17 protein-coding genes are annotated in these 19593 nt (G+C 58.6%); 8 read left to right on the plus strand and 9 right to left on the minus strand.

Annotated elements, in window-relative coordinates:
* Positions 1-6 precede the first annotated feature (6 nt).
* Positions 7-906, minus strand: a complete 900-nt coding sequence (locus tag PC358_RS07640) for a LysR substrate-binding domain-containing protein (protein WP_033698622.1) — start codon at positions 904-906, stop codon at positions 7-9.
* 125 nt (positions 907-1031) lie between these two features.
* On the opposite strand from PC358_RS07640, the gene PC358_RS07645 reads away from it, so the two are divergent.
* Together PC358_RS07645 and PC358_RS07650 are read left to right on the plus strand one after the other, a co-directional pair.
* Positions 1032-1667, plus strand: a complete 636-nt coding sequence (locus PC358_RS07645) for a glutathione S-transferase family protein (protein ID WP_033698624.1) — start codon at positions 1032-1034, stop codon at positions 1665-1667.
* Positions 1668-1690: 23 nt separating this feature from the next.
* Positions 1691-2719, plus strand: a complete 1029-nt coding sequence (locus PC358_RS07650; RefSeq protein ID WP_033698625.1) for an LLM class oxidoreductase — start codon at positions 1691-1693, stop codon at positions 2717-2719.
* 293 nt (positions 2720-3012) lie between these two features.
* On the opposite strand, the gene PC358_RS07655 is transcribed toward PC358_RS07650, so the two are convergent.
* Together PC358_RS07655 and PC358_RS07660 are read right to left on the minus strand one after the other, a co-directional pair.
* A complete protein-coding gene (locus PC358_RS07655) occupies positions 3013-3567 on the minus strand; it encodes a pyridoxamine 5'-phosphate oxidase family protein (protein ID WP_033698626.1) in 555 nt (184 codons plus the stop codon).
* Between the two features lie 52 nt (positions 3568-3619).
* Complete coding sequence (locus tag PC358_RS07660; protein WP_033698627.1) at positions 3620-4324, minus strand: SDR family oxidoreductase; 705 nt, start codon at positions 4322-4324, stop codon at positions 3620-3622.
* A 313-nt stretch (positions 4325-4637) separates the two neighbouring features.
* Between PC358_RS07660 and PC358_RS07665 the strand changes: the two genes are divergently transcribed.
* Positions 4638-5711: an IS630 family transposase gene (locus tag PC358_RS07665; protein WP_033698628.1), complete on the plus strand. Its 1074-nt coding sequence runs from the start codon at positions 4638-4640 to the stop codon at positions 5709-5711.
* A gap of 329 nt (positions 5712-6040) precedes the next feature.
* Here PC358_RS07665 and PC358_RS07670 read toward each other — a convergent pair whose 3' ends face one another.
* Complete coding sequence (locus PC358_RS07670) at positions 6041-6841, minus strand: aminoglycoside phosphotransferase family protein (protein WP_177447968.1); 801 nt, start codon at positions 6839-6841, stop codon at positions 6041-6043.
* Between the two features lie 221 nt (positions 6842-7062).
* Entirely contained in the window at positions 7063-7536 is a 474-nt protein-coding gene (locus PC358_RS07675) for a GNAT family N-acetyltransferase (RefSeq protein WP_033698630.1), read from the minus strand.
* Positions 7537-7770: 234 nt separating this feature from the next.
* Here PC358_RS07675 and PC358_RS26995 point away from each other — a divergent pair, with 234 nt between their 5' ends.
* From PC358_RS26995 to PC358_RS07690, 3 genes are all read left to right on the plus strand, one after another.
* Positions 7771-8256, plus strand: coding sequence for a P-loop nucleotide/nucleoside kinase family protein (locus tag PC358_RS26995; RefSeq protein WP_077068457.1), 486 nt, complete (start codon positions 7771-7773; stop codon positions 8254-8256).
* A 146-nt stretch (positions 8257-8402) separates the two neighbouring features.
* Positions 8403-9023, plus strand: coding sequence for a tyrosine-type recombinase/integrase (locus tag PC358_RS07685; protein ID WP_033698632.1), 621 nt, complete (start codon positions 8403-8405; stop codon positions 9021-9023).
* 140 nt (positions 9024-9163) lie between these two features.
* A complete protein-coding gene (locus PC358_RS07690; RefSeq protein ID WP_033698634.1) occupies positions 9164-9715 on the plus strand; it encodes a hypothetical protein in 552 nt (183 codons plus the stop codon).
* A 300-nt stretch (positions 9716-10015) separates the two neighbouring features.
* Here the strand turns inward: PC358_RS07690 and PC358_RS07695 are convergent, their stop codons facing one another.
* The 4 genes from PC358_RS07695 to PC358_RS07710 form a co-directional block, all read right to left on the minus strand.
* Positions 10016-11149: an aminotransferase class V-fold PLP-dependent enzyme gene (locus tag PC358_RS07695; protein ID WP_033698635.1), complete on the minus strand. Its 1134-nt coding sequence runs from the start codon at positions 11147-11149 to the stop codon at positions 10016-10018.
* A gap of 259 nt (positions 11150-11408) precedes the next feature.
* Positions 11409-11795 (minus strand): nuclear transport factor 2 family protein, encoded by a 387-nt coding sequence (locus PC358_RS07700; protein WP_033698636.1) that lies wholly within the window; start codon positions 11793-11795, stop codon positions 11409-11411.
* A 139-nt stretch (positions 11796-11934) separates the two neighbouring features.
* Complete coding sequence (locus tag PC358_RS07705; protein ID WP_033698638.1) at positions 11935-13038, minus strand: alkene reductase; 1104 nt, start codon at positions 13036-13038, stop codon at positions 11935-11937.
* 63 nt (positions 13039-13101) lie between these two features.
* Positions 13102-13680 (minus strand): TetR/AcrR family transcriptional regulator, encoded by a 579-nt coding sequence (locus tag PC358_RS07710; protein ID WP_033698640.1) that lies wholly within the window; start codon positions 13678-13680, stop codon positions 13102-13104.
* A gap of 314 nt (positions 13681-13994) precedes the next feature.
* Here PC358_RS07710 and PC358_RS07715 point away from each other — a divergent pair, with 314 nt between their 5' ends.
* Both PC358_RS07715 and PC358_RS07720 read left to right on the plus strand, forming a co-directional pair.
* Positions 13995-15152, plus strand: a complete 1158-nt coding sequence (locus PC358_RS07715) for an HD-GYP domain-containing protein (protein ID WP_033698641.1) — start codon at positions 13995-13997, stop codon at positions 15150-15152.
* Between the two features lie 43 nt (positions 15153-15195).
* Positions 15196-19587, plus strand: a complete 4392-nt coding sequence (locus PC358_RS07720; RefSeq protein ID WP_033698642.1) for a response regulator — start codon at positions 15196-15198, stop codon at positions 19585-19587.
* Positions 19588-19593: the final 6 nt, after the last annotated feature.

Here is a 19593-nt window from a genome sequence, read left to right on the forward strand (position 1 = left end):
CTCGGCTTACCCTGTACTACGGCTTCCCGCAAGCTGCCCCTCGATCCAGTCGATGAAGGCACGCACCTGGGGCCGCTTCAACTGCTCCTTGCGGGCGACCAGGTAGTAGGCAAAGCGTGACGGCCAGGGCCGATCCACGGCCACCACCAGGCTGCCGTCACGCAGCCCGTCCTCGGCATGCTGCGCCTGGACCAGGGCGATGCCTTGACCGCTCGCGGCCGCGCGCAGCAACAGCAGCTCCTCGTCAAAGCTTGGCCCACGCCGGCTGCGGCTGTCAGGCTCGAAGCCGTGGGCCTGCAACCACAGCGTCCAGTCGGCACGGTCGGAATCCTGCAGCAGCGGGTACTGCAGGCAATCTACGGATTCATCCAGTGCCGGCCCACTGGCGAGCAGCGCCGGGCTGCAAACGGGGAGCAGCACGGGCGCCAGCAAAGGCATCGACTGCAGCCCCGGGTAATCGCCCAGGCCATGGCGCAGGGCAATGTCGACACGTTCGCGCTGCAGGTCGACCAGTGCCGCGGTGGCCTCGACACGAACCTCGATACCAGGGTGCAGCGCGCTGAAGCTACTGAGGCGCGGCACCAGCCAGCTGGACGCGAAGGAAGGTTGCGTGCTGATGGTGAGGGTGCTGGCCCGTGCCAAAGCTTCAAGGTCGAGCAAGGCGCTCTCGATTTCGCCGAAACCGCGCGAAACGCCGGGGTACAGGCCCGCCCCGGCCTCGGTGAGCTGCACGCCATGGCGGCTGCGTGTCAGCAGGGTGACGCCGAGGCGGTCCTCCAGCAGGCGAATCTGCTGGCTGATGGCCCCCGGGGTAACCCCCATGCGCTCGGCGGCAGCCTTCAGGCTGCCCAGACGGGTGGTTTCGCTGAAGGCGCGCAAGGCAAGCAGTGGCAGAACGGCACCCATGGAACTCCTCGATTTAGAAAAACTAACGCTGGCACAAGAAGCAATCGTTTTAGTATCGCGCTCGATCTGCATAGCATAGCGCTCAGGCCAAACAACTTGCGTTAGTTTTCCTGAGGTTATTCGACATGCATGATCCCTCACTGGTGCTGTACACCGACAGCTCGCCCAACGGCTTCAAAGCCACCATCGCTCTCGAAGAGATGGGCCTGCCCTACCGCCTGGAGCATGTTCGCATCGAGCACGGTGAGCATTTGCAACCAGGCTTTCTCGCGCTCAACCCGGCAGGCCGCATCCCGGTCTTGGTCGACCATGCTGCCAACATCGTGCTGTTCGAGTCTGCTGCCATCTTGCTGTACCTGGCACAGCTCAGCGGCCAATTGCTCGACCCCGCGCCGCAGCCGCGCTGGGCGGCGATCACCTGGTTGATGTACCACAGCGCCAGCATGGGGCCGCTGCTCGGCCAGCGCGTGCACTTCGAATGCTTCGAGGCCACGCCCAACCCTGCGGCGCTCAAGCGCTACCGCAGCCTTACCGAAGGCACCTTCAGCGTCCTCGACCAGCAGCTTGCCACCCAGCCATGGCTGGCCGGAGAGCGCTATTCGATCGCAGACATCGCGACCTTTGCCTGGCTGCACATCGCCGCCCTGGTGGGCTTCGACTTCAGCCCCCACCGCCACCTGACCCGCTGGTACCGCCAGGTCGAGCAACGCCCCGCCGTGCAACGGGGTATCCGCCTGCCCGCCCCGGCCACTGGCCCATGAAATCGCTCAATCAAGGAACGGCCATGAACCCTACAACTCCCACCTGCGGCGCCAACGCCAGCGCCTTCGCCCAGCACCCCGGCTACCGGCGCATGTTCGCGCCCGATCATCTGACCTTGGGCATCTTCATGCCGCTGCGTTTCTACGACGGCAACATGCAGGCACTGGCCGGGCAGGCACGGCTGGTCGGCGACATCGACCGCCTGGGCTTTGCCGCCGCCTGGGTGCGTGATGTGCCCTTGTTCGACCCGGCCTTCGGTGACGCCGGACAGGTATTCGACCCGTTCACCTACCTGGCCTACCTGGCCGCGCAGACTCAGCGCATTGCCCTGGTGACCGGCAGCGCGATCTTCGCCTTGCGCCACCCGATCGACCTGGCCAAGGCCGCTGCCACCCTCGATACACTGTCGGGTGGGCGCCTGGTGCTGGGCATCGCCTCGGGCGACCGGCCCGTGGAGTTTCCAGCCTATGGCTTGGACCACGACAGCCGCGGCGAGCGCTTTGCGCAAAGCGTGAACTACTTCCGGCAACTGTTGGCCGAGCACCCTGGGCCGATCCAGTCGCCGCTGGGCCAACTCGGCAGCGCCCGGCTGCTGCCAAGGCCAGTGTCAGGGCGCATCCCATTGGTGGTGACCGGCTCGTCACGCCAAAGCCTGCAGTGGCTGGGCGAACACGCCGATGGCTGGCTCACTTACCCCGACGCCACCCATAACGTGCTTGGACCACGACGGTTGGCCGAAAAAATCCGCGCCTGGCGCGCAGCGATACCGGGCGGTGGTTTCCGCCCGCACATGACCAACGAATGGATCGACCTGGACGACGACCCGAACTTCCCGCGTACACCGCTGCAAGGCGGCTACGTGCTGCGCACCGGGCGCAACGGGTTGATCGACCTGCTCGGCGAGTGGCGCGAGGCCGGGGTCAACCATGCAGCATTGGGGGTGCAGATGGCGCGGCGCCCGGCCCAGGACATCCTTCAAGAACTGGCAGAAGAGGTACTGCCGCTATTTCCGGCGCTGGCAGGGCCAGCACCGCATTCGCAGGACTGGTAGCGCGCTGCTCAGTTGCACAGTGGGTCGCGCAATGAATCGGCAATGTGCGTGTGCAGCGCATCGGCTGCGCGCGAACCTGCAGCGTCTCGGCTGCGGGGTATTGGCATGAGCAGCTGACACAAGTGACTTGCCTGACATCGAACTGCTGTGCGACTGGGGAGCTGTCAGCTTAGGGTCGAACGTGGCCAATCGCGAGTGGCTGCTTTCGACTTTCCAAACATCGCACAACGAGATCAGCTGCCTTGGCCAGCTATTTGCCCTGCCCCATTCTGCTCATCAAAATTGATCCTGTCTTAGGGCGCGATCCAACCCGCCTGCCAATGTTCGCCTTGCAGAATGAAGCGTGCCCGCTGGTGGATATCCTGGGTAAGGTCGAGCCACTCAATTTTTCTCAGGTGGACAGTCACTAACGCGAAGTTTTCGAAACCCTCCAGGTGCGTTTCATAGGCTGATGAAGGTGCAGAGATCGCCTCACCGGGGATGCTTCCATGGCGAAAGAGTGCTTGAGTTCTTCCTCGTGCCTGCTCCCAGTGCTTGGTAAGTAACGAAACATCCGACACAGGTTCACCTCGGCCTTCCATCCGCAGCTGAAGCTTGCCGGATGGGTCGACGGAGGTTATGCCGACTCTAGGTTCGGCAAGTATCTCCGCGCATTTTGCCGACCGCTTGTCCGCATAAAAGATGATCGACTTCGTAGATTCATCCGCATGGCGCAAGACCACAGTGCTTACCTTGGGTTGCCCTTCAGCATTGACGGTTGCCAGTTGCATCAAGCGAAAGGGATTGGGAATACCGCCAACAGGTAGAGATAAATCCGACCATACCTTGGTCAATATCAGATCAAGCATGGCAATCGCCCAAAAATGAAAAAGGGCCGCGAACGGGGTGCGGCCCGGAGGCTCAGACGCTGCGGGTAAGGCCGCCGTCGACCTTGATGTTCTGGCCGGTAATGTAGGCTGCCCCTTCGCTCGCCAGGAAGGCGATAGTGGCGGCAATCTCCTCACTCGTGCCATAGCGCTTAAGTGGCACACCTTCTCGACGCTGCTCGGTAGCAGGGAGACTGTCGATCCAACCCGGCAGCACGTTATTAATGCGAATGTTGTCAGCGGCGTACTTGTCAGCAAAGATTTTGCTGAACGACGCCAAACCGGCACGGAAAACTGCCGAGGTAGGGAAGAGTTCGCTTGGTTCGAACACCCATGCAGTAGAAATGTTGATTATTGCACCGCCGTTCTGGCGCTGCATGTACGGCGTCACCAATCGCGTAGGGCGAATGACGTTGAGCAGGTAGGTCTCCATACCCAGGTGCCAGTCTTCGTCGCTGATCTCAAGGATCGGTGCCCGCGGGCCATGGCCGGCGCTGTTAACCAACACATCGATACGGCCCCATTTCTGAATGACTGCATCGACGAGGCGCTGCAGATCTTCGTTTGACTGGTTACTGCCGGTTACGCCGATACCGCCTAACGCTTGCGCCAGGGCCTCCCCCTTGCCAGAGGAAGAAAGAATACCGACCTTGAAGCCGTCGGCAGCCAGTCTACGTGCTGCTGCCGCTCCCATGCCGCTACCACCGGCAGTGACTATTGCTACTTTTTCTACTGACATACATCCTCCTGAGTGAGGCGTGGATGGGTGGTTGGTGAAATGAGACTAGCACCGCTCAGCACCGCTCAGAGAGACAGCAACGCTTGTTCATGTCAGTAGATAATCTATAGCCTCGCCTGTTGTCATTGGAACAAGCCCTTGAGTCCGCGCGTGTCGATTACGGTATTTTGCGGGCCGATTGGCGTGCATGACGGGCCGTTATCGACCCATAGCTGCCCTTCAAACGCGACCCCGTACCTAGTGTGGTGTTTCACAAATACCACTGAAAATCTGAGCTAGGCTCTGTAGAAGCCAACTCTCCAAGGGCATCGACATGGGCCGACCAGCAACCGTCATTACCCTTTCCGAAACTGAAAAGTCGGAACTGCTACGCCGGATCAAACTTCGCAAAGGCGCTCAGGATGCCCGCCTGCGCGCAGAGATAATTCTCGGCTGTGCCGCAGGCGAATCAGGCAATGACATCGCTCAGCGCTTAGGCACGAGCAAGGATGTGGTTTCGCGGTGGCGTCAGCGCTTCTCTAAGTTGGGGCTGCTGGGGCTGAACGATGAACCGCGCTCTGGCCGGCCTCGCACTATTTCCGATGAGCAAGTTCAGCAAGTGGTAAACCAAGTACTGCAAGGTAAGCCCGACGACTCCAGTCATTGGAGCACGCGACGGATGAGTCGTGAGACGGGCCTGTCTCCTGCAAGCGTGATGCGCATCTGGCACGCGTTCGGGATCAAGCCGCACTTGGAAAAGACCTTCAAGCTTTCCACTGATCCGTTGTTTGTCGACAAGGTTCACGACATCGTTGGGCTCTACTTGAACCCACCCGAACGAGCCTTGGTGCTTTGCGTTGATGAGAAGAGCCAGATCCAAGCGCTGAACCGCACGCAGCCGGGCCTACCGCTTTCCCCAGGTAACCCAGCAACCCGCACACATGACTACAAACGACACGGAACGACCTCGCTGTTCGCAGCCCTGGATGTGGCAACCGGTGAGGTGATTGGCCGACTCAAACGACAACATCGCAGTACCGAGTTTCTCGCCTTCCTAAGGGAGATCGATGTGTCAGTGCCTGCCGATATGCCGATCCATCTGATCATGGACAATTACGCGACTCACAAGACCGACAAAGTCAGGGCGTGGCTTGCGGCGCGACCGCGCTACAACATCCACTTCACGCCGACCTCGGCATCTTGGCTGAATCTGGTTGAGCGGTTTTTCTCAACGCTGAGCGAGAAGTGGATCAAGCGGCAGGCACATGTCAGCGTTAAAGATCTGGAGGCGTCGATCGAGTACTACCTGGAAACCTACAACCAGAACCCGAAGCCATTTCGGTGGCACAAGAAGGCCGAGGACATCCTTGCCTCAGTCGCTCGCGCGGCGCGAGCGCTGGGCAAATGATTTTAAGTGGTATTTCTGAAACACAACACTAGAGCTACGCAGTCGCTCCAGAGGTAATGGTATGCTGCCGCATAAGCAGCAGGACCAATCACACCTAACGCCTCAGCATCGTCTACAGTTGCTCTGCGAACTTCTATCAATCCATGCTCTCCTGTGCCATCTCACCAATTCCAATAAATCGCCTGGGAGCTTACATACTTATGTATACGTCTGTTTTGGGGCGACAGCAGACGCCCGCAACCTATATCCTTATACTCATCTCCCGCGCTCATATGCTGGGGTTAATGAAGTGAGATCTACAGTTATTGGCCGATAACTCATTCTGCAACCTAAAAGCTGATATTGAGTGCCGTAGCTGCTAACTTTGCCAACTCAAGCCTGCTTCTTGGCTCGGCACCGTCTTCGAGCATCCAGGTTGCCGACAATCCTGTCCATGCGAGCACCCATTGCAACAACCTTCGGCGATCAATACCGGAAGCATCTGCGATGAGTGCTATACGTCGTGCGAAGCAGTCCGGTGCAAGCGCGCTTGCTTCGTCGGGATTGCAGAGAATATTGGCATAATCAAAGCCGCGCTCGCCGCATAACCCCTTGGGATCAATGGCAAGCCATCCAGCTTGGCCGAAATCAAGCACATTACCGTGATGGATATCGCCGTGAAGTACTGCGACATCGCGTGGAGCAGCCAAAAGCTCGCGTGCCGCCCCCGCACAGTGTTCAAGAATGCCGCAGTGAGTAGCTGCCGCACTCAATAGCGATTCGAACCATTGCACGAGCGGAACCAGTTCAGGGATGGGCTTGGGGCGCGGTATGTGGAGACGGGCTACTACCGCACAGAGGATGCGAATGGCTTCGTCATCCCGGCCACTATTGACCATCTGGATGAGCGTGGCCGAGCCTTGCGCGCGCTTCATCAGTAAAGCTTCACCCTCGTGGGCCAGCACAGGCGCCGCACCGTCGCCGGCCCACCAAGCCATGAGCTGGCTGCCTGCTTGTTCCTCCGGCTCTTGTGAGATTTTAAGCATGGCGGGTACATTGCCTTGGCGAACGGGTAGTAGATTGCCGTTCAGCGAGACGAAAGCATCACCGTCGATTGTCAGTCCCCATCGTTTCAGATACTGATCAAACATAGGTTCTTCAAATTTAACACTGTCCATAACTATTTTTCATTCGAGCTCTATAAGCGCAGGATAAGTCTCTCGGGATCATCCGTCAAAAGGACATTGCCAGCAATAAGTATGCATTGACCAGAGCTTCGCTAAGCTACTGGAATAATAATTCTTACTGGTTGTTTCCTGTCACGAAGGTCTGAACGGGGCGAATGCAGTTAGTCGCATTTGATCTGGGGCATTCATGCGCCGCATTTCAGGTTTTTCTGCATAAATGCATTCTGAAGCGTTACGCCCAGGCGGATCGGAAATCCTCGCCGCACGACATGAAAACCGTGCAGTTCAAAGAACGCTTCAGCCGTCTTGCTGACGTCTGAAGTGAGTTCATCAATGCCAAGTAACCTGGCTTCTTCATGGATACGGTTCATGAGTAAAGTGCCTATTCCTTGCCGAGGATGAGTACCCGACACAAAGAAATGGTCGATGTAACCGTTCGATTGAATGTCGGCATAGCCCACAATTTTCCCGTCTACCTCAGCCACGAACGGGCGGAGGTTTCGAAGGTGCTCCGCCCATAGCGTTTGATCAAGATCGGCAGGAGCCCAGGCATCGACTTGATCTCGAGTGTAATCGAGTGACGCGATGTCATGTATGGCAGAGTAAAAAACACGGAACAGCGCAATCTCATCCCCGATTCTGAATCGTCGAATTACCATGTGCTCCTCTCAAGGCTTCTTCAAAAAGAGAGAGTTTGCCACACCAGCTGCATGGCTGACGCGCAAACCGAAATCAAGCATGCCTGAAAGGCCGTCCGTGCTAGCAGGCTGCAATGGGTCGAGAGAAGGCAATCGGCACCGGCTCCTATGGACCCAATATAGACAGTGGGTGGCCGCTGGTTGCTTCGAAGCTATTCAATGAGCATCATCTGGGCTCGACAAGGAGACGTCCCCATGCCCACACCAGTGCTTCATCTCATGTCTGGCAAGATTGCATCCGGCAAATCAACTTTGGCAAAAAGTTTGGCTACCGAACTGTCGGCGATTCTGCTAAGCGAGGATCATTGGCTCTCAAAGCTTTACCCAGACCAAATCAAGTCAGTAACCGATTACGTACGCTTCTCGCGTCAGATTAGAGATGTGGTGGGCCCGCTCGTCACTGATGTGTTGCGTGCCGGGGTGACAGTCGTCCTGGATTTCCCTGCCAACACTCTCCAGGATCGGCAATGGTTGCGGGGCCTGGCTGACGCGGCCGAGGTTGCCCATTGCGTTCACTACATCGAGGTACACGACGATGTCTGTCGAAGCAGATTGCATATTCGTAACCGCCGTGCCGAACATGAATTTGCTGCGACCGACGCAGAGTTTGATCTGATCACCAGCTACTTTCAGCCGCCCGATAAGGATGAGGGGCTCCAGATCGAAATCCATCGCATTTGACGAAGATATCTCCAGAAAAATTGGGTCGCCTAGAGTGTCCACTCCTAGCCGATAGCAGGCATCTGTGAACGGCCGCAATGGGTCGGTTAGCGACCGTCCACCGTATCGAGTTCACCCTTGTTCTCCCCTAACGCGGAGGACAACCCATGAAAACCGCTGCTATCTACACCCATCGCCCATGGAACAAGGGAAAGCTAGTCGGGCAGAAAGCTCCGCTCCGACTCAGAGATATCTGGGCCATCCGGGTAAGGCTCCAGATCGCGGAGAAATCTAGGGATCTGGCGTTGTTCAACTTGGCAATCGACAGCAAGCTGCGAGCCTGCGACTTAACCAAGCTTCGTGTACGGGACGTAGCCCATGGAGAGCATGTGTCGTCACGAGCGATCGTGATGCAGCAGAAAACTCACCATCCAGTGCAATTTGAGATCACCGAGCAAACCCGTATGGCTTTGGAAGCCTGGATGCATCAGGCTCATCTCCGTAGCGAGGACTGTCTGTTTCCGAGCCGGCTACACGGTTCAGATCATCTCTCCACCAGGCAATACGCTCGAATAGTGAAAGCCTGGGTGACAGCCATTGGCCTTGATCCGGCGCTGTACGGCACCCACACGCTGCGGCGAACGAAGGCCTCGTTGATCTATCGTAGAACCAAGAATCTGAGGGCAGTCCAACTCTTGCTTGGCCATACGAAGCTTGAAAGCACCGTCAGATATCTGGGGATTGAGGTCGACGATGCCTTGGAGATGGCAGAGCAGACGGAGGTCTGACCATCCAAAGCGACGGTCAAGGGCAGACCGTCGCTAACCGACCCAAAGCCGACACTTGGATCTTGCGGCTGTTTAGCGGCCCATCGCCGGGAAGCGCGGCTCTAGGTGTACAATCGAATGCCCTAGTTCAGGAGAAGCCGATGCTGTTTACCATCGCCCCAGAGGACTGCCAACGCATCGGACAGAAGCTGGCATTGAAACTCGACATCACGAATGACCTTCCCGCGCGCGTCTTCCTTCAGCCAAACCTAGATTATTGGTTCTTTGAACGGTCGCTTCTTTCTGACTTGGGCCTGCTCGAAAGTCTGTTGATCGAGAGCCATCGGCAATTCTCAAGTGGAATGGGAGTTCTGTTTTCATGGGGTACCCCTGATTGCACAGGCAGGCTGTTCGATGGTAGCTCCACAGAGGAGAGTGTGTTTGAGCTTCAGCGCCAATCATTCCGCCCACCAAACACGCCGCTGGAACTGCCGCACTTGGTATTCAGCCCGACCCATGAATGGCTTGCCTATGAAAGTGCTTTCGAAGAGTGGGGCGTGTTGGCAATGGACCGCTCCCTGATAAACACTGAATTTGCAGGGTATCTTAATCGTGAATTCATCAGCATCGGGGAAGCGTGGAGGCTCAGCAAGCTGGAGGACTTCAATGGTATGTTGGCTAGGGCTTTCCTCCGCAATTACGGCTGCGTTTGAGGATTGATCAGAAACTACCGGCATTATTCGCTGGGAAACCAACGCCGTGAGTTGCTCACTTCAAAGGGCTGCTATGGGTCGAAAGCGGCCAGCCGGGACCGGCTGCTCTCGACCCAAGGCGGACCTGACCCAAAGCTCTGTTGCCGGCGATGGGCCGCGAAACGGCCCCGGCATAAAGGTGACTGCTATGGGCCACTTCGCAGCTTGCTGCGCTCAACACTGCCGTACGAAGCGAATGCCGCTCCGTAACCCTGGCAGGCTACCTTCCTGAAATTCACCTTACGGTAGGAGGTTGATGGCTTAGTTCGCCATCACTTCGTCCAGTGCCTGCTCAAGGGTGCTGACCGTGCGCTCGATATTGTGCAGTTTTTCGAGCCCGAACAGGCCGATGCGGAAGGTCTGGAAGTCGGCCGGCTCGTCGCATTGCAACGGCACGCCGGCGGCTATCTGCAGGCCGTGAGCGGCAAACTTCTTGCCGCTCTTGATGTCGGCATCATCGGTGTAGCTGACCACGACGCCTGGGGCCTGGAAGCCGGCTGCGGCCACGCTCTTGAAACCTTTACCGGTCAACATGGCGCGCACCCGATCACCCAGCGCCTGTTGTTCGTCGCGGACCTTGTCGAAACCGTAGGCCTGCATCTCGTTCATCACGTCGTTGAATCGGGCGAGCGAATCGCTGGGCATGGTTGCATGGTAGGCGTGTCCGCCTTGTTCGTAGGCCTGCATGATCTGCAGCCACTTTTTCAGGTCGCAGGCAAAGCTGCTGCTCTGCGTGTGCTCGATGCGCTCGAGGGCCAATGCGCTGAGCATCACCAGGGCACAGCAAGGGGAGGCGCTCCAGCCTTTCTGCGGTGCGCTGATCAGCAGGTCGACTGCGCACTTTTGCATATCAACCCAAAGCGTGCCAGAGGCGATGCAGTCCAGCACGAACAGGCCACCCACCGCATGCACGGCGTCGCCGACGGCCCGCAGGTACTCGTCGGGCAGGATAATCCCTGACGAGGTTTCAACGTGGGGGGCGAAGACAATCTGAGGCTTGTGCGCCTGAATGGCCGCCAGCACTTCCTCCAGCGGCGGGGGCGCGTAGGCAGCCTGGCGCCCGGTGTCGACCGGTCGGGCTTTCAGCACCGTGGTGGCCGCCGGGATGTTGCCCGTATCAAGGATTTGGCTCCAGCGATAACTGAACCAGCCGTTGCGTATCACCAGGCATTGCTGGCCGGTGGCAAACTGTCGCGCTACCGACTCCATGCCGAATGTACCGCTGCCCGGCACTACCGCAACAGCTTCGGCGCCATAGACCTGTTTCAAGGTCTTGGAAATGTTCTTCATCACGCCCTGAAATGTCTGTGACATGTGATTGAGCGAGCGGTCGGTGTAGACCACCGAGTACTCGACCAGCCCCTCAGGATCAATACTGGGATAAAGCGTCGACATGGGGTGACTCCTTTGGCAGAGATGTCAGTGGTATCGACCCTGCCTCAAGCCCTGGCAAATGACAAGACTTGGCGCCTTACCCGAGTGGCCCAGATATCTGCCTCGGTTCGTGCATGTGATCATGGCGTAAGCACTACATTCGGCAATGGCAACGGTCTTGATGTTTTTGCTCATGGTTAGCTACCCAGGTGCTGGGAGACGCATGATGCGCCGAAAGACTGCCCGGTTTCGGAGGACCGGGAGCCCGGAAGCGCGCAGTTCAGGGCGCGATGTGGGTGTGGTAGATCTTGCTGACCACCGTCCACTTACCCTCGACTTTTAGTAAGTTGAAAAAGTCGGTGAAGCAGAAACCGGAGATATCGTTGGTGTCGATACGGGCGTTGGCGGCGGTGCCAACGATATCGATACTGACGATCACGCCCATAGCCTCGGGGGACGGGCGGAAAGGGGGGTTGTCGATGGTGTCGAACAGGCCTTGAATCGGTCCGCCGACCAGCTTGGCGTCAGCATCCACGCCAAAGATGGTCGCCTGCCCGCTGAAAGCTGGTTTCATGATGCTGCTATTGGCCTGTTTGCCGCCTTCGTTGTACCGGTTCAGCACTTCGACGATGGCTTTGTATTCCTGTACATAGGTGGGGTTGCTCATGGTGTTTTTCCCTGTTGTGAGATTTAGGAAGCGCCAGCCCGTTTACGCGAGAAGCAGCCCCGCAGTCGCCTGCACGAATGCCATGTCTCACGCCCAACTGGGCATCTGTGACGGTTAACGCTGTACCACTGCGGGTGCTTCAGTAGTTGCCATTCGGCCAGTCGGTGTAGCCCTTGGCCCCACCGCCGTAATAGCTCTCTCTGGGAGCGGTGCTCAGTTCTGCACCATGGCGCAGGCGTTCAACCAGGTCTGGGTTGGAGATAAACAAGCGGCCGAAGGCCACTGCATCGATCCTGTTCTGAGCGCGGCGCTCGATGGCCATTTCCAGGTCGTAGTTGTTGTTACCGATATAGGGCCCTGCGAACAGGCCGCTGAGGGCATCCATATCAACGCCCGCAGGGATATCGCGGCTAGTCGCAGTGGCGCCTTCCACGAAATGCATGTAGGCCGGGTCGAGCTTGTTCAGCTCGGGCACCAAGTAACCGAACAGGCCCATGACGTTGCTGTCGGGAGGTGTGTTACCGGCGTCCGGGGTCACCGGTGAAAGTCGGATGCCGACCCGGTCGCTCCCCCATATCTCGATCACCGCGCGGGTGACTTCAAGGGTGAGGCGTGCTCGATTTTCGATCGAGCCACCGTACTGGTCGGTGCGCTGATTGGTAGAGTCACGCAGAAACTGATCGAGCAGGTAGCTGTTGGCAGAATGCACTTCCACGCCATCGAACCCCGCGTGCATGGCGTTTCGCGCGGCAACTCGGTATTGCTCGATAACACCGGCTATCTCGTCAGTTTCCAGCGCGCGCGGTGTGGACACTGGCACGAAACCGTCGACCGTGTAGGTATTGCCCTCGGCCCGGATCGCAGAGGGGGCTACCGGTGCCTGACCGTCAGGCTGCAGTTCGACGCTTGAGAAGCGGCCGACATGCCACAGCTGCAACACGATCTTGCCGCCTTTGGCATGCACAGCTTCGGTGACTTTCTTCCAGCCAGCCGTTTGTTCTGCGCTCCAGATACCGGGCGTCGCAGCGTAGCCACGGCCTTGGGCGCTGATGTTGGTCGCCTCGGCGATGATCAGGCCAGCGGAGGCGCGCTGAGCGTAGTAGGTAGCATGCAGTTCATTGGGCACGCCATCCTCGGCGTAACGGCTGCGCGTCACGGGTGCCATGACGATGCGGTTGGTGAGTTCGATGGCACCCATCCGGGTGGGTTCGAACAAGTCGGTACGGGTACTGTTATCAGTCATGAGTGGTTCCATCAAATTCATCTAAGTAGACCAGTCGTCTATTAATTGGTTAAAAAAAGCCGCTCAACCGAGCAGGCTTTTCGTCATGGCCAGCGCCGATTGGAAGGGTTGGGTAGAACGGTTCACCTTTGCCATCAACGATGCGCCCAACCACAGTTGATACAGCGACTCGGCCAGCGCCTTGCTGTCTTTGGTAACGATGCTGCCATCAGCGATACCACGCTCGATGCTATCGCTGATCAGCCTGATGATGCGGGACGTGCCTTTATCCAGCACGTGGCGCATCACTTCAGAAAGGTCGCAGACTTCAGCGCCGAGCTTGACCACCAGGCATTTGTTATCCACGGCCTCGTCATACTGGGTTTCGCTCCAGTACTGGAAGTACTTCAGAAGACTTTGCGCACCATTCGCCTGCTGCTTGAGGATCGGCTCGATACGGGACAGGTACTCGTCGAAGTAAACGTCGAGTAATGCCTGGCCAAATTCTTCCTTGGACTTGAAGTAGTGGTAGAACGAGCCCTTGGGTACTCCGGCCGTGCTCAACACCTCGTTGAGACCGACAGCCGTATAGCCTTTGTGGGTCATTAGTGCTCTGGCAACATCGAGGATGTGCTCACGCATTTCGTTGGCTGGTTTCTTCATGGTGAGCGAAGCCTAACGTAGATTAGACCAGTCGTCTACTGGTGTAGGAGGGAGGCACGTTTTCCTTCTTGCATCAGCGACTGCTTTGGGTCGAAAGCGGTCTGTCGTGACCGGTAGCGATCGACCCAAAGCGGGTGTTCGCCGCAGGCATGCAATGCATCGCCAAACCCTTTAAACAAAGCCGCGGTTCGAAATGGATATAGCAACGCAGTCAACGACAGGCCGCGGCCAGCCAGCAAGTTTCACTGCTACGCTTTGCCAGGGGTCGATGCTGACTGCCCCTCTATTAATCGTCCAACAAGGGACCAACGGCAATGGATGGCATGCACTACATTTACCCATCAGCCACGGTTCTGGTGGTCGACGACACGCCCGACAACCTGATGCTGATCGCCGACTTGCTCAGGAATCGATATCGGGTCAAAGCAGCCAACAGTGGCGAGAAAGCATTGCGCCTACTGCAGGGCGACGCACTCCCCGACCTGATCCTGCTTGACATCATGATGCCGGGCTTGTCGGGCTACGATGTTGCCAAGCAGCTCAAGCGTGCCCCCCGTACCCGCAACATCCCGATCATTTTCCTGACCGCCATGGCTGCTGCCGAGGACGAAATTCGCGGGCTTGGCCTGGGGGCTGCCGACTACATCACCAAGCCGATCATCCCGCCTGTCCTCTTGGCCAGGGTTGAGACACAAATCAAGGTCAAGGCAGCTGCGGACTTCCTGCGCGACCAGAACGATTTCCTGGAGCAAGAAGTGCAGCGCCGCACCCGCGAGGTGACCGCCATCCAGGACGTCACCATCCACGCCATGGCATCGCTGGCTGAAACCCGCGACAACGAAACAGGCAACCACATCCGTCGCACTCAGCACTACGTCAAGTTGTTGGCCGAGCTGCTGCGCGAGCACCCGCGCTTTGGACACTTCCTCGATGAGGAAACCATCAAACTGTTGTTCAAATCGGCACCACTTCACGATATCGGCAAGATTGGCATTCCTGATCGCATCCTGCTCAAACCAGGACGTTACACCGCCGAAGAGTTCGAAATAATGAAGACTCACACGACGTTGGGGCGCGATGCCATTCAGCACGCCGAGGACCAGCTGGGCATAACGGTCGACTTCCTTCAGTTGGCGAAGGAAATCGCCTATAGCCACCAGGAGAAATGGGATGGCAGCGGTTATCCGCAGGGCTTGGCGGGTGATGATATCCCCATCAGCGCTCGCTTGATGGCGCTGGCGGATGTCTACGATGCGCTGATCAGCCGCCGTGTTTACAAGCCAGGCATGCCCCACGCTCAGGCGGTGGAGATTATCCGCGAAGGCCGCGGCGCGCATTTTGACCCGGATATCTGCGACGCATTCCTTGCCCATTCCGAGCGCTTTCTGGCAATTGCAGCGCAGTTCGCCGACAGCGACCAGGATCTGGTCAAGCAGTTAGCTGAAGCCAAGTCTGTCGCTGAAAAGCATTAAGCCGTTTGTACCAATCTGCACGTCACACGAACTGAGGCGGTGTATGCACAGACTGTTTGAGCTGTTCGAGCGATTGTCTCTGCGCAGTAAATTGATTATCGGCTTTGCTGCGTTGTTGACACTTTTCCTGATGCTCGGCGTGCAGAGCCTGCGCACGCAGTTTTCGCTCAGGGGCGAGATGCAACAGCTCTACCAGCAGGATCTGGTCGGCATCCAGCATGTACAGGAAGTCCGGGTTCAGTTGCCACACCTGGTGCAGGCGCTTCAACGCGCGGTGGCAACGAGCAACGCCGAGACTCGCGTCAGTGCCAGGACGCAGATGGACATTGCGCAGCAGCGTCTGCAAGAGGCCCTTGCACAAGTGCGCCCGACGCTGCGGCGACAAAGCAGCGTCACCAGCCTGGTGGAGTTTGAAGTGGCGTTGCAGCGCCTGCAGAAACAAGGCGATGAAGCGCTTGAGTTGGTGGGCACCGGTCAATTGGGCAGGGCGCTGACCGTCCTCACGAGCCAGGCATTTATCGCACTTGAACAGGAGTGCGACGATCTGCTCATCCGGATAGAGAACAACAAGCAAGCGGATATTCATGATACGGCGAAGAGCCTAGCCGACTATGCGCAGCACAGCAGCGTACTCACTTACATACTGCTGCTGGGGGGCTCGACGCTGGCCTTGATGCTTGCCTGGCTGGTCAGCCGCTCAATCCGCGTACCGCTTAACCGTGTGCGCATAGCGGTGGACGAGCTGGCTTCCGGCAAGCTGGACAGCCAGATCCCTCACACCGACCTTAGCAACGAGACCGGTGACCTTGCCCGGGCAATCGCCACGCTGCAACTGGAGGCCCGCCAACTTGAAAGCCAGCGCTGGGTCAAAGGTCATGCTTCGTTGTTGCAGGTGGACCTGCTGCAGGCCCAAACCCCCTCGCAGCTAGCCCAGGCGTTTTTTTGCCGCATCGCCCCTCAGTTGGGCATCTGTCAGGGCGCGCTGTACGTGCTGTACGAGGAGGCGCCACGCCTGCAATTGCTCGGTGGCTACGCCGTGGACAGCGAGCGCCCCTTGCGCGCTGAGGTTGAGTTAGGTGAAGGGCTACTGGGGCAGTGCGCCGTGGATCGCCAACCCCGACAGTTCACCGATTTGCCTGAGCCGTTCTGGCGGGTGCGCGCACAGTTGGGCGAGGCGTGCGCCAGCCTTCTGCTGGTTGAGCCGGTACTACGCGGAGAGCGCCTCCACGGGGTACTGGAAATGGCTGGTTTGCGCCCTCTGGAGCTGAACCAGGCGCTGTTGCTGCAAGAGGTATTGCCCATCCTCGCCGGGGCCATGGCCATTATGGAGCGCAGCGAGGCCGCCCAGGCACTGTTGCTGGAAACTCGCCGCCAGGCGGACGAGATGAGTGCCCAGGCTCTGCAATTGGAGCACCAGGCTCAAACGCTGGAGGCCCAGCAGGCAGCACTGCGTGAAACCGAGGCGTGGTACCGCGGCATTATCGAAGCGGCGCCCGATGGCATGTTGGTGCTGGGCGACGATGGCCACATTCTGATGACCAATCCGCAGATGGATGCCCTGTTTGGCTATGAACCGGGTGAGTTGATCGGCGCCAGCATTGAGCGGCTGGTACCGCATGCCGCCCGCGAACGGCATATCAAGCAGCGCGACGCGTTTCTTGCCAGTGGCGGCACCCGGCAGATGGGCGGGGACCAGGATGACCTGCGCGGCGTGCGCAAGGACGGTAGCCTGTTCTCTGTAGAAATAGGCCTGTCCCATCTACCGCGTCTTGAGGGGCGAGGCGTCTGTGTGTGTGCCTCGGTGCGTGACGTGAATGAGCGCAGGATGATGGAAGCCAGGCTGCGCACTGCGAGCGATCGATTGAACCTGGCCCAGGAGGCCGGCGACATCGGCTTGTTCGATGTCGATCTGGTCAGCGGGGAAAACTACTGGACGCCGCAGCTCGAAGCGATGTTCGGCCTTGAGCCAGGCGCCTTCGGTGGCACCGTGGAGCACTGGCAGGCGCTGCTGCATCCTGATGACGTCGCGCGCGTCAGCAGTACCTTCGAGCACGCCGTCCACAGTGGCGGTGATCGTTTAGAACTCGACTTTCGCATCGTGCGGCAAGATGATGGTGGGGTGCGCACCTTCAAATCGCTCAATCGCTTCTCGCGCACCCCTGACGGCAGGCCACTGCGCGCAACCGGCATCAATATCGATGTGACGGCTTTGGCGCAGGCACGCGCCGCCGCCGAGCAGGCTACTCAGGCCAAGAGCGAGTTTCTCGCCAATATGAGTCATGAAATCCGCACGCCCATGAACGCCATCATCGGTATGAGCCACCTGGCGCTGCTGACAGAGCTGGATAACCGCCAGCGCAACTACATTGATAAAGTGCACCGTTCGGCGCAGAACCTGCTGGGGATCATCAACGACATCCTCGATTTCTCCAAGATCGAAGCCGGCAGGATGAGCCTTGAGCACACGCCTTTTCGCCTGGAGGATGTACTCGACAGTATCGCTGCCATGATCGGCCTGAAAACCGAGGGCAAGGGCTTGGAGTTGTTATTCCAGACCCCGCCCGATTTGCCTACCGCACTGCTTGGCGACTCACTGCGACTTGGCCAGGTGCTGATCAACCTGGGCAACAATGCTGCCAAGTTCACCGAGCGTGGCGAGATTGTAGTGGGCGTGGAGGCAGTCGACTCGCCTGAGGAGCACGTGCAGCTGCACTTCTGGGTACGCGACACAGGCATCGGCATGACCGCCGAGCAGTGCTCGCGCATGTTCCAGTCTTTCAGCCAGGCCGATAGCTCGACCACGCGCAAGTACGGCGGTACCGGCCTGGGCTTGTCCATTTCGAAGAAGTTGGTGGAGTTGATGGATGGCCGAATCTGGGTTGAAAGCGAGCTGGGGGTCGGCTCCACCTTTCATTTCCAGGTGCGCCTTGGTGTTCAGCCAGGTATCGAGCCGCGTCGCATGTTCAAGGCCGACGAATTACGGGGTATGCGAGTATTGGTGGTCGACGACAACGCCAGTGCTCGGCAGATCCTCTCGGGCATGGCGCGTAGCTTCGGCCTGGAAGTGGATGTAGCGCAGGATGGTGGTAACGCGCTGCGAATGCTGGCTAATGCCGAGCACAGGACGTTGCCCTACGATTTGGTGCTAATGGATTGGCGCATGCCCGGAATGGACGGCATTGAAGCCATGAAACGTATGTATACCGCAAGCCTGAAGCATACCCCGTCGGTGATTATGGTCACTGCCTTTGGCCGCGAGGAAGCGCGCGAAGAAGCGCAACGTCAAGGCATGCCGTTGCCAGTGGTATTGACCAAACCGGTCACCCCATCTTCATTGCTGGAAGCCATTGGCGGGGTGCTGGGCACAGCACCGCAGGCCGATACTCGCGCTGGCGAGCGTGCGAAGCAGAGTGCAAACACGCTGTACAGCCTCAACGGCGCTCGGCTTCTCTTGGTGGAAGACAATGAACTGAACCAAGAGCTGGCCACTGAGTTGCTTGAAAGTGTCGGGATTCGTCTGCGTTTCGCTGTTCACGGCCAGGAGGCGTTAGATATTCTTGCCGAAGATGGCGACTTTGATGGCGTGCTTATGGATTGCCAGATGCCGGTGATGGATGGCTACACGGCCACTCAGCACATTCGTCAGCAGCCGCGGTTCGACGTTTTGCCGGTCATCGCCATGACCGCCAACGCCATGGACGGTGATCGAGAACGGGCGCTGAGCAGTGGCATGAACGACCACATATCCAAGCCGCTCGATGTCGATGTCATGTTCGCCACCCTGGCCAGGTGGATCAAGCCTCGCGCCGTGATTCCAGCGCTTGCCGAACCGCCCGGTGCAGGCCAGCCGAAAGAGCTGCCGGATCGCCTGGAGGGTATTGACCTGGAGAGCGGCCTGGCAACCTGCATGGGGCGGCGAGAGCTTTACCTGCGCTTGCTCTGCAATTTCCGCAACAACCAGGCCGATTTTGCCCAGCAGTTTCAGGCCGCACTGGCTGACTCCGACCCTGGCGCGGCGGCACGTGTGGCTCACAGCCTGCGAGGCACCGCCGGCAACCTCGGTGCCAGGGCCGTGGCGCAGGCCGCCGCTGCCTTGGAGCAGGCCTGTCAGAACGGTGATCCCGCTGCAGTGATACAGGCTAGGGCTGCCGCGGTTGAACGATGCCTGCTGCCGACACTATCTGCCCTGGCGGGTTTGGACGTACACACACCCACGCTGGGGGGGGAGGGCGTGCGGGACAGTAGTATGTTGAGCGAGCAATTGAGCAGGCTAAAAGGCTTGCTGGCTGAAAGCGACACGGCGGCCGTGAATGCGCTGGCCGAACTGCGCAAGCTGTCACTGGAGCAGGGCCTGGCGAAACGCCTGGCGCTGGTGACCGAACAGGTTGAACTTTTCGAGTTTGATCGGGCCCTGGAACTCTTGCAGGAACGATAGGTCACC

Origin of the sequence: Pseudomonas capeferrum (genome assembly GCF_000731675.1) — a bacterium.
Classification (GTDB): domain Bacteria; phylum Pseudomonadota; class Gammaproteobacteria; order Pseudomonadales; family Pseudomonadaceae; genus Aquipseudomonas; species Aquipseudomonas capeferrum.

Bases quoted from the DNA above. Each gene is read 5' to 3' on its own strand.
- PC358_RS07640 (WP_033698622.1), bottom strand. From the start codon at position 906: ATGGGTGCCGTTCTGCCACTGCTTGCCTTGCGCGCCTTCAGCGAAACC.
- PC358_RS07645 (WP_033698624.1), top strand. From the start codon at position 1,032: ATGCATGATCCCTCACTGGTGCTGTACACCGACAGCTCGCCCAACGGC.
- PC358_RS07650 (WP_033698625.1), top strand. From the start codon at position 1,691: ATGAACCCTACAACTCCCACCTGCGGCGCCAACGCCAGCGCCTTCGCC.
- PC358_RS07655 (WP_033698626.1), bottom strand. From the start codon at position 3,567: ATGCTTGATCTGATATTGACCAAGGTATGGTCGGATTTATCTCTACCT.
- PC358_RS07660 (WP_033698627.1), bottom strand. From the start codon at position 4,324: ATGTCAGTAGAAAAAGTAGCAATAGTCACTGCCGGTGGTAGCGGCATG.
- PC358_RS07665 (WP_033698628.1), top strand. From the start codon at position 4,638: ATGGGCCGACCAGCAACCGTCATTACCCTTTCCGAAACTGAAAAGTCG.
- PC358_RS07670 (WP_177447968.1), bottom strand. From the start codon at position 6,841: ATGTTTGATCAGTATCTGAAACGATGGGGACTGACAATCGACGGTGAT.
- PC358_RS07675 (WP_033698630.1), bottom strand. From the start codon at position 7,536: ATGGTAATTCGACGATTCAGAATCGGGGATGAGATTGCGCTGTTCCGT.
- PC358_RS26995 (WP_077068457.1), top strand. From the start codon at position 7,771: ATGCCCACACCAGTGCTTCATCTCATGTCTGGCAAGATTGCATCCGGC.
- PC358_RS07685 (WP_033698632.1), top strand. From the start codon at position 8,403: ATGAAAACCGCTGCTATCTACACCCATCGCCCATGGAACAAGGGAAAG.
- PC358_RS07690 (WP_033698634.1), top strand. From the start codon at position 9,164: ATGCTGTTTACCATCGCCCCAGAGGACTGCCAACGCATCGGACAGAAG.
- PC358_RS07695 (WP_033698635.1), bottom strand. From the start codon at position 11,149: ATGTCGACGCTTTATCCCAGTATTGATCCTGAGGGGCTGGTCGAGTAC.
- PC358_RS07700 (WP_033698636.1), bottom strand. From the start codon at position 11,795: ATGAGCAACCCCACCTATGTACAGGAATACAAAGCCATCGTCGAAGTG.
- PC358_RS07705 (WP_033698638.1), bottom strand. From the start codon at position 13,038: ATGACTGATAACAGTACCCGTACCGACTTGTTCGAACCCACCCGGATG.
- PC358_RS07710 (WP_033698640.1), bottom strand. From the start codon at position 13,680: ATGAAGAAACCAGCCAACGAAATGCGTGAGCACATCCTCGATGTTGCC.
- PC358_RS07715 (WP_033698641.1), top strand. From the start codon at position 13,995: ATGGATGGCATGCACTACATTTACCCATCAGCCACGGTTCTGGTGGTC.
- PC358_RS07720 (WP_033698642.1), top strand. From the start codon at position 15,196: ATGCACAGACTGTTTGAGCTGTTCGAGCGATTGTCTCTGCGCAGTAAA.